Source organism: Alienimonas sp. DA493 (genome assembly GCF_043951915.1).
In the GTDB taxonomy this organism is placed as follows: Bacteria; Planctomycetota; Planctomycetia; order Planctomycetales; family Planctomycetaceae; genus Alienimonas.
In genome coordinates, this window is record NZ_JBINJD010000197.1 from 1 (window position 1) to 8,286 (window position 8,286).

Below are 8,286 nucleotides of genomic sequence, written 5' to 3' on the forward strand. Positions count from 1 at the left end.
GCGGGGCCGCTCAACCAGTTCGCCCCGCTCAGGCCGCGGGAGGGCGGTTCGACCGGGACGGGTTCGACCGGGGCCGGCTCCGCGGGAGGGACGCCGACGAGAATCCGGGCCGCCCCGGCGGCGGCGGCGAAGCCGTCGTCCTCCGCCCCCGCGGTCGGCCGCGGCGGGACGGGGCGACGCCGCGCACGCACCGCCGACAGACCGGCGGCGGGCAGACCGGAAGCGGTCGGGCGGACGGCGGACAGGCGGGCGGGACGGGCGACCATCGGACGACGCGGGGCGGGGGGGAAACGGACCTGCGAACTGCTGAACAGAATACTGTACACGCGATCACACGACCAGTCCCCCGGCATCGTCAGCGGCAATTTTCAGGGGGCGCACGAAACCGCCCGGCCCTCGGGGAGAGCCGGGCGGGGGGCGGTCGCCGGAGGTCGCGGACGCCGTTCAGACGCCGTCGCCGTCCCGATCGCCGCGGGGCCGGTCGCCGCGGGGCCGGTCGCCTTCGGGGCGGTCGCCGCGGGGGCGATCGCCGTCGCCGCGGGGGCCGCGGTCCCGCATGGTTTCGATCATCTGCTTGAGTTCGTCCCGATCGATCTTGCCGTCGTTGTTGGCGTCGATCCGCTCCATGCCGCGCTGCATCCGCTCGGGGATCTCGTCGTCGGAGAGCACGCCGTCGCCGTTGGCGTCGCGCCGCATGAGGCCCTCGACCATCTGTTCGGGGTTCATGCCGGGGCGGTCGCCGCGGGGCCGATCGCCTTCCGGCCGGTCGCCGTCGCGCTGCATGCCGGGGCGGTCGCCGCCGGGACCCATGCCGCCGAAGTCCGGCCGCATCTCCTCGGCGTCGATCTTGCCGTCGTTGTTTTTATCGACGGACTTGAGGGCGGCGGTGGCGTTCTCGATTTCCTCGGCCGACAGCGTGCCGTCGCCGTCGGCGTCGAGGGCGGCGAGCACCGGCATCGCCTGGAGGAAGCGGCTCATCCCGCCGGGCCCGCCCGGGCCGCCGGGACCGCGGCCCTCGCCGTCCGGACGGCCTTGGCCGAACCGGCCGCCGAAGCGGCCGCCGCGTTCCGGGCGGCCCTCGCCGTCCGGCCGATCCTCACGGTCGCCGAAGCGGGGCCGGTCGCCGTCGCCGCGGCGGGGGCGGTCGCCGCGCTCGCCGCGGGGGCGTTCGCCCTCGGCGGAGGGACGGTCCGGCTCGTCCTGGGCGGAGGCCGGCGTCGCGCAGGCCAGGGGGAGCGTCAACGCCGCGGCGGCCGCGGCGACGAGGGAACGACGACGGGGGAGAATGAACATGGGGGCGAACGCACGGAGAGGGGGGGCGAAAGCCCCCGTCGCGGCCCGACCTCGCCTTTATCGGGCGGGGCGGACCGGCGGGGGCGGGTCTACTTTAAGAAACCCCGCGCTCCCGGCGCCGGTGTCGCGGACCGTCAAAAAATTCTGCCCCGCTCCCCCCGCTTCGCCGTCTCACCACGGCGGCCCGAGTCGGCGGAGGGCGTGACCCAGCACGACGATCAGGAACGCCGCATTCCGCGCCGGCACGGCCCCGACGGGAACCCGCAACGCCCGCAGGGCCGCCGCCCGCTCCGCGGCCGGGCTGCGACCGGCGGCTCCTAATTGCGTCGCACAACGTCGCATCCACGCTGCGCCGCGGGGGCGTTCCCATAACCCGGCGAGCCATCCCGCGGGAATCGCCGCCGTCCCGCCCGCCGTTCCCGCCAACCCGCCGACTGCCGCGGCCGTGCTGTCGGCGTCCCCGCCGAGGCTCAGCGCCCGTTCAAGACCGCCCCGCACATCGGCGGCGGTTGCCGCCGGTTCGCCGGCCAGCCACGCCCAGAAAATCGCCGGGACGGTGTGCAGGACGAACCCGCTCGGCCCGCCCCGCGGCCACTCCAGCAGGGAGGCGAGCGTCGCCCCGTCGTCGCCCCGCCGCAGCGCCGCGGCGGTCTTGATCAGAACGCCGCGCAATTCCGGGTCGGTCGTCTCCTCAATTAAAGCGGCCAGCGTCGCGGCGGGGGTTTGACGAAGGGCCGGTCCCGCGGCGAGGGCGGCGGCGTGGGCGATCGTCTGCGCCCCGGCGACCGCCCGCGGATCCGTGTGCGTGAGCCGGGCGGAGACCTCCACGAACGCCCGGCGCCGCTCCGGGTCTTCGTGGAAGAACGCCCCCAGAATCGCCGCCCGCATCACCGGGCCGTTGCCGGCGCTGTTCACCCCGCTGCGGTCCGGCGGTACGCCGAGGCTTAATTTCGCGCAGGCTTTCAACGTGGCCTTCCCCGCCCCGGCGGGCAGGCCGGCGAGCCACCATTTCAACCGGCGGGCCAGCGCCCGGGCGAAGCGGTCCGGGTCGGTCGGTTCCTCGATGAGGGCGAGGGCGGTGAGCAGCGTGTGCTCCGTGTCGTCCGAGACCATCCCCCGCCGGCCGGACGGCGTAGGCAGCAGCCCGTGCCGCACCGGCCCGGGGAACAGTTTGGCGGCCCGGCGGGGCGAGAGGTTCTCCCGCGGCAGGCCGAGCGCGTCGCCGACCGCCGTGCCTAATAAACAGCCGGCGAGGCGGTCGACGCGGTCCGGTTCGTTCATGGGGGAGAAACGCCGCCGCGGGGGCGGGACGTTCACCCGCCGATTTTCGCCACCCAGTCGCGGCTGTCGTCGGGGGCGCCGCCGAGGCCGATCTCCCCGCCGGTGATGAGGGAACGGCTCTCGCCGGTCTGCCATTCGCCGCCGGTTTGCGGGTCGAACCAGCGGATCGTCAGTTCGCCCTTCGGCAGGACGAGCCGCGGCGTCGTGCCGGCGGGAACGTACAGCAGCGTCGTCGCCGGGCGGCCGTTCCCGGCGGGGCGGGTCGCGGCGACGGCGCCCTTCGCCCCGCTCCCGGTTTTGTCGGCGACGGGCGGGCCGGGTTCATAGAGGTGCAGGTTCTCGCGCTCGGCGAACTCCCGGGCGATCCTGGAGAACCGCCAGACGTTCGCCCGGCTGCGGAAGTCTTCCAAATTCAGATCGTTGTGCGGGTATTTGTACCCGAAGTACCACTCCGCCCCGCTGCCGCCGGAGAGCAGGTTCGCCCAGAGGGCGCGGCGGACGTCGCGGTGGTTCTTCTCGGCGCCGTCGGCGCCGTCCGGCATCACGCCGGTGTTGGCGGGGCCGGTTTCGTCCAGGCAGACGAACCAGGGCTTGCCCGCCGCGGCGCTCTCCCGCCGCCACTTCAACGTTTGCTCGCGGGTCTGGCTCATCGGGTTGAGTTGCAGGCTGGCGCCGTCGAAGTACGGCAAGCCCAGCAGCGGCGCGTACACCGCGTCCTGCTTGCCGGGATAGGTGTGCACGACGATCGGGTGGTCGTACGGGTCGGTCTCCTTAATAAATTCGGCGAAGGCGAAGCGTTGGGCGTCCGTGTTGCTGGTTCGATCGGAGTTCGGGCGGCCCTCGCCCTCGGGGCCGTTCTCCTCGCCGAGGTTCCAGACCAGCGCGGGGTGGTGGGCGAAGCGGGCGATCAGTTCGCGGTAATACAGTTTGCGGGTGTCGGCGAAGGGGACGTCGCCGTCGCCGGGGCCGTCGCGGTGTTCGAAGAGCGATTCGTTCTCCGTCTCCGACAGAATCACGTGCAGGGCGATGCCGAGTTTGTCGCAGTGATTGAACACGATCTCCCACTGGTCGAGTTTGGAGCAGTCGAACCGGGTGCGGTCGTCGGGGTCGGAGTAGGGCCAGACGTCCTTGCCGTCGCCGGCGACGTTGTGGGGGAGGAAATAAATGCTGTTCGCCCCCGCCGAAGCGAGGTAGTTCAACGCCCCGATCAGGCCCTTCCCCCGGACTCCCTCACCGGCGTCGCCCCAGGTGGGGTCGCCGTCGGTCCAGTCTCGGACGTGCGGTTCGTAGCGGTGGGGGGCCTCGGAGTGCGATTCGCCCTCGCGGGGTTTGCTCTTGAGGGAATAGGTTCCGTCGAAGTCGGCGTAGGCGAGCAGGTTCTCCGGGCTGTCGGCGCCGGTTTTATAGAAGGGGGTCCCTCCGGCCGGCGAGCCGCCCGGCGGGACGAGCACGAGCCGGCCGTCCCACGCTTGCAGGGCGCCGCGGTGATCGAAGGAGGCGCTGTCCGGGGCGTTCGTCGGCGGGCCGACCTCGATCGTGCCGGTCGCCTCGGCGACGACGGCGTCGCCCTTTTTCAGCGTGAGTTTGTAGTCCAGTTCGCCCGCCCGGTCGGGCCGCACGTGGACCCGCCAGCGGTCGCCGGCGCTCGCCCCGGTTTGGCCGGCGGCGCCGTCCGCGGCGAAGTAGCCCGGGACCGTCAGGGCGGCGCCCTCGAACGGGTTGTCGGCGGGCAGCAGCGAGAACTGCCCGGTGAAGGCGTAGTCCGTGAACGGGTTGGCATCGCCGTCCTCGCGGAGGACCTCCGGCCCGGCGAGGGTCAGCGTGATCGGGGCGCCCGCGGGGCGGGCGTCCCCGTACGGCCCCGTCACCTCGACGGCGGCGTCGGGCGGGGCGGCGAGGGCGGCGAGCAGCAGGGCGGGGGCGAGCATCGGGGGCTCCTGCGGAGATCGGCGGACGCGCGGAGGGACGCAACGGGATCAGCCTATCGGTTCGGCACCCTTGCGTCGTCGCGGCCGCCGCTCACACTTCGCCCCCGTCCGTCCCGATCCCCCGCCGCCCCGCCCGCGCCCATGCCCTCGCCCAAAACGCTCGCCGACCTCGACCCCGCTGGCAAAGCCGTGTTGATGCGGGTCGACTTCAACGTGCCGCTGGACGGCGACCAGATCACCGACGACCGCCGCATCACCGCCGCGGCGCCGAGTATTCAGGACGTGCTGGACCGCGGCGGGCGGGTGATCCTGATGAGCCACCTCGGCCGGCCCAAGGGCGCCCCGGACCCGCAGTACTCCCTCAAGCCCGCCGCCGACCGGCTGGGCGAACTGCTTTCCGCCCCCGTCCACTTCGCCACGGACACCGTCGGCGAGGACGCCCAGGCCAAGGTCGCCGCCCTGAAGGACGGCGAAGTGCTCGTGCTGGAGAACCTGCGGTTCGAGCCGGGCGAGAAGGACGGCGAAGCCGACTTCGCCGCCAAGCTGGCCGCCTTCGGCGACGCCTACGTCAACAACGCCTTCGGCACCTGCCACCGGACCGACGCCAGCATGGTCGCGGTGCCGGAGGCCATGGGCGATAAGCCCAAGGTCGTCGGCCTGCTGGTCGAAAAGGAGATTAAATACCTCTCCGAGGCGATCGAGAACCCGCAGCGGCCGTTCGTGGCGATCCTCGGCGGGGCGAAGGTCTCCGACAAGATCGAGGTGATCAAGAACCTGCTCTCCAAGTGCGACAGCGTGCTGATCGGCGGGGCGATGGCCTACACCTTCAGCCTCGCCCAGGGCGGCAAGGTGGGCGGCAGCCTGGTCGAGCCGGACAAGACCGATCTCGCCAAGGAACTGATCCAAGAGGGCGGCGACACCCTCAAGCTGCCGGTCGACACCCACTGCGGCGACGACTTCAGCTCCGATTGCAAAAAGACGATCGCCCCCGCCGGCGAGATCCCCGAGGGCTTCGAGGGCCTGGACATCGGCCCGGAGACGGCCCGCATGTACGACGAGATCGTCCGTAACGCCAAAACGATCGTCTGGAACGGCCCGATGGGCGTGTTCGAGATGCCCCCCTTCGACGGCGGCACCAAGGCCGTCGCCGAGGCCGTCGCCGCCGCCACCAAGGACGGGGCGATCAGCATCATCGGCGGCGGCGACAGCGCCGCGGCCGTCCAGCAGTTCGGCATGGACGACCAGGTCAGCCACGTCTCCACCGGCGGCGGCGCCAGCCTGGCGATGCTCGAAGGCAAGCCGTTCCGGGCCGTCGAGGTGCTGGACCAGAAGTGACGCTGAATGACGAATGAGGGAATGTCGAATGACGAAGGGGTGAACGCTTCGTCATTCGTCATTCGTCATTCGTCATTCGTCATTCGTCATTCGCAGATCCAACACCGTCAGCGACTCCTCGTCCGCCAGCAGCAGCCGGCCGTGGGCCAATACCGGGGCCGGCCAGGCCGGGTAGTCGATCTTGGGGACCTCGGTGCGGCTGCGTTCGACGTAACCGTCGGCGGAGGGCCGGGCGCAGAACAGCGTGCCGCGTTCGCCGAGAATATAGAGCGTGCCGCCGTCCCCGACCCGGGGGGCGAGCAGGCAGGAGCCGCGGCCGAAGTCCGGGACGGGGGCCCGCTCGCCGGCGGCGTCCACGTAGCCGCCGGCCTCGCGGGAGAACCGCAGCGGGCCGGCGGCGTCGCGGCCGTTGGCGGACCACTTCAGTTCGCCCGTCTCCAGGTCGACGCACTGCAATTCCGCCTCCCGCTCGTGCCGGCCGGCGAAGCCGTAGATCAGGCCGTCGTGCACCACGGGAGTGCTCCAGTGGCAATCCAGCAGGTCCGGCTTTCTCCACGCCTCCGTCACCCCGTCGCCGGCGGCGTTCACCTGTAAGAGAACCGAGCCGGCCCGGTAGGTCGCGGCGAGGAGGATGCGGTCGCCGATCACGACCGGCCGGGCGGCGTTGACGCTTTCGTACTTCGGGCTGCGGAACCAGTAGGCGAACCGCGGCTCACCGGTGCGGGGGTCGAGGCTGACAAGCCCCTGCCGGACGAGGCAGAGCAGGTGCGGCTCCCCGTGGATCGTGGCCAGCAGCGGGGTCGAATAGCTGACGACCTGCTCCTCGCCGGTCCATTCGTAGGGGCCCTCGCCCCCCTGCTCCGGGGGGACCGGCACGCCGTCCCAGGTGTCCTTACCGACGGCCGTCCAGACGGTCTCGCCGGTCAGCGGATCGACGGCGACGATCCCGGCGTTCGGCTGGCCGCCGGGGGCGAAGATCGCCAGCGCGCCGCCGTTGGGGTTCTCATAGAGAACCGGCGAGCCGCCCACGCCGAAGAACCAGCGGGGGATGTTCAGTTCGGCGTGGAAGTCGCGGCTCCAGCGCTCCTCGCCGGTGACGAGGTCCGTGCAGGCGGTCCGGCCGGCGGCGCCGAGGGTGAGGACGGAGCCGCCGTCGCCGCCGTCGTTCAGGACGACCAGCGGCGAGGCCCGCGGGCCGCCGTTGTAGCCGTAGGGATCGCGGAAGGCGGTGGGGGCGGCGGACTCCCAGAGCGTTTCGCCGGTCTCCAGATCGCGGCGGACGAGAACCTCGCGGCGGCCGACGCGGCGGTGGGTGAGAACCGAGGGCGTCCCGTCGTCGTCGCCGCGCCGGACCGTCACGACGGCCGGGGCGCTGTAGCCCTCGCCGATCTCCGCGGTCCACTGGAGCGCCGCGGCGGCGTTCGGCAGGGCGGGCCGCAGGCCGGTTTCCTCGCTGACGCCGGTTCCCGCCGGACCGAGAAACGCCGGCCAGTCGGTCGGCGCCGGCGCCGGGACCGGGTCGGGCGCCGCGAGGGCGCAGGCGAGCAGGACGAACGGCGGCACGGGTCGTTCCGAAAATGGCGGGTGCGAGGCTTGCCCAGTGTAAGTCCGGGCTGCCAAATGTGCAGGAGTCGTGAGAAACGCCGACCGCTCCGCGAACCGCGTTGACCGAGGGCGGCGATCGGGTCTACACCCGCGACCTCCGCCGGCCGCCGCATCCGCCCGTCGCCGCGCCCGCCCGTCGACCGGCTCCGCCGGTGTCGTCGGGCCCCGCCGCCCCGATCCGGCTCCCGCCCGACCCTCCCGATCCTTCGCCCTGACGTCGTCTCCATGAACCGCCGCACCGCCCTGCTGTCGCTGTCCGCCCTGCTCGTGTGCGGCGTCGCCGCGGGCGGCTACGCCTACCATCAGCACCACAAGTACAAGCACGTCGCCACCCATGAGGCCGGCATGGTGTACCGCAGCGCTTGGTGCGAGCCGGAGGTGATGGCCGAACTGGTCGAGCGCTGGCAGATCCGCAGCGTGGTCAACCTCTGCCGCCCCGGCGAGATGGGCGAGGACCGCTGGGAAGGCGAGCGGCACGCCGTGACCGACGCCGGCGCCAAGCTGCTCGAACTGGACATGCCGCTGGACATCGACCCCGCCGACCCCCGCCTGCAAAAGCACATGGAGGCCCTGGCGGACGCGAACAACTACCCGATGCTGGTGCACTGCCAGCACGGCGTGACCCGCACCGCGAAGTTCCTGGCGATGTACGACATCGTCATGCGGGGACGCTCCGCCGACGAGAGCCTCGACGCCCAGCCGCTGTTCGGCCGCGACCGGCAGAACGTGCACGTCACCGCCTTCGCCCAGCAGTTCGAGAAGGCCCACAAGTCGCTCTACCCCCGCGTCAGCGCCGCGGACCTCGGCGTCCTCCGCGACTCCCTCTGAGCGGCCGCGGCCGCTC

Annotated in this window: 6 protein-coding genes and 1 pseudogene; 2 read left to right on the top strand and 5 right to left on the bottom strand. The window is 72.4% G+C overall.

The annotated features are described in order from the left end of the window. The 4 genes and pseudogenes from ACG2DA_RS20285 to ACG2DA_RS20300 all read right to left on the bottom strand — a co-directional run. Nucleotides 1-266: pseudogene (locus ACG2DA_RS20285) on the bottom strand (hypothetical protein); the annotation flags it as partial. Between the two features lie 178 nt (nucleotides 267-444). Next, complete coding sequence (locus ACG2DA_RS20290) at nucleotides 445-1,293, bottom strand: hypothetical protein (protein WP_395258183.1); 849 nt, start codon at nucleotides 1,291-1,293, stop codon at nucleotides 445-447. Nucleotides 1,294-1,464: 171 nt separating this feature from the next. Next, a complete protein-coding gene (locus tag ACG2DA_RS20295) occupies nucleotides 1,465-2,610 on the bottom strand; it encodes an ADP-ribosylglycohydrolase family protein (protein ID WP_395258185.1) in 1,146 nt (381 codons plus the stop codon). After that, nucleotides 2,607-4,502 carry a DUF5060 domain-containing protein gene (locus tag ACG2DA_RS20300; protein ID WP_395258187.1) on the bottom strand — a complete coding sequence of 632 codons (1,896 nt, stop codon included), beginning with the start codon at nucleotides 4,500-4,502 and terminating at the stop codon, nucleotides 2,607-2,609. Before ACG2DA_RS20300 ends, ACG2DA_RS20295 begins: the two co-directional genes overlap by 4 nt. Nucleotides 4,503-4,643: 141 nt before the next feature. Here ACG2DA_RS20300 and ACG2DA_RS20305 point away from each other — a divergent pair, with 141 nt between their 5' ends. Beyond that, a complete protein-coding gene (locus ACG2DA_RS20305) occupies nucleotides 4,644-5,837 on the top strand; it encodes a phosphoglycerate kinase (RefSeq protein WP_395258189.1) in 1,194 nt (397 codons plus the stop codon). Between the two features lie 72 nt (nucleotides 5,838-5,909). On the opposite strand, the gene ACG2DA_RS20310 is transcribed toward ACG2DA_RS20305, so the two are convergent. Continuing rightward, nucleotides 5,910-7,400, bottom strand: a complete 1,491-nt coding sequence (locus ACG2DA_RS20310) for a PQQ-binding-like beta-propeller repeat protein (RefSeq protein ID WP_395258190.1) — start codon at nucleotides 7,398-7,400, stop codon at nucleotides 5,910-5,912. A 267-nt stretch (nucleotides 7,401-7,667) separates the two neighbouring features. Between ACG2DA_RS20310 and ACG2DA_RS20315 the strand changes: the two genes are divergently transcribed. Next, complete coding sequence (locus ACG2DA_RS20315) at nucleotides 7,668-8,270, top strand: hypothetical protein (protein WP_395258192.1); 603 nt, start codon at nucleotides 7,668-7,670, stop codon at nucleotides 8,268-8,270. The last annotated feature ends 16 nt before the right edge of the window (nucleotides 8,271-8,286 follow it).